At 56.3% G+C, this 1,197-nt stretch carries 1 protein-coding gene; it reads right to left on the minus strand.

The window, feature by feature from the left end:
- Positions 1–39: 39 nt before the first annotated feature.
- Positions 40–1,127, minus strand: a protein-coding gene (locus AC07P1_RS33680; RefSeq protein ID WP_494699947.1) for an IS3 family transposase whose coding sequence is annotated in 2 segments (ribosomal slippage) — positions 40–875 and positions 875–1,127 — 1,089 coding nt in all. Because the reading frame shifts where the segments join, the coding sequence is not laid out codon by codon here.
- Positions 1,128–1,197 lie beyond the last annotated feature (70 nt).

A 1,197-nucleotide genomic window follows, 5' to 3' on the forward strand; every position in this document is an offset into this window, starting at 1 on the left:
GGTAATCCCCCCATTTTTAGAGCGCGCTAAAAGTAGAGGTTAAGCGGCCAGGGCAAGCTTCTGTTTTGGTGTGATGCCGCCAAGTGCCATGTTGGGCCGGTCGTGATTGTAAGTCCATAGCCAGCGGGTTGCAAAATCCTGGATCTCATCGAGCGTTTCAAACAGGTGATGGGCTAGCCAGTCATAGCGTACCGTACGGTTGTAGCGCTCGACATAGGCGTTCTGTTGCGGCTGTCCCGGCTGGATAAAGTCGATGCTTATGCCGCGCTTTGCGGCCCAAGCCAATGTCACGGCGCTGATGTACTCCGGGCCGTTGTCGCAGCGGATCACTCGAGGTTTGCCACGCCATTCGATGATCCTGTCGAGGGATCGAATAACGCGTTCGGACGGCAATGAGAAGTCAACCTCGATGCCGAGCCCCTCACGATTGTAGTCGTCGATCACATTGAACAAGCGGATACTGCGGCCGTCGGCCAACTGGTCATGCATGAAATCCATCGACCAGGTCTCGTTGATCTGTGTAGGCACGGCCAGCGGCAGTGGCTTTTCCCTCACCAAGCGATGGCGCGGCTTGATGCGCAGGTTCAGTTCCAGCTCGCGATAGATCCTGTAGACGCGCTTGTGATTCCATTTAAAACCCTTCACGTTGCGCAAATACAGGAAACACAGGCCGAAGCCCCAGTTGCGCTGGTTGTTAGTCAGACGTACCAGCCAGTCGGCCACGACAGCGTTTTCCGCGTCGGGCTTGGCGCGATAGCGATAGCAGGTCTGGCTGATGCCAAACGCCTGGCAGGCCAGTCCTATTGTGGCTGAGCGCTGGGCCACGGCCCATTGCGCCATCTCCCGCCGCAGAGATGGCGCTACCATTTTTTTGTCAGGGCCTCCGCGACAATCTCGGCCTTCAAACGTTCTTCGGCATACATCTTCTTCAGGCGCCGGTTTTCGTCCTCCAGCTCCTTCATGCGAGCCATCAGCGAGGCGTCCATGCCGCCGAACTTAGAGCGCCATTTGTAGAACGTGGCGTTGCTGATGCCGTGCTCGCGGCACAGCTCAGGGACTGGTGAGCCACCCTCGGCTTGCTTGAGGATGGCGATGATCTGGCTGTCGGTAAAACGGGACGTCTTCATGCAGAACTTTCAAAAATCTGAGTTTGGAAAATTCTACTTTTAAACGCGATCATTTGGTGGGGGGATTACC

It is taken from the genome of Duganella sp. GW821-FHT07F09 (assembly GCF_059418705.1).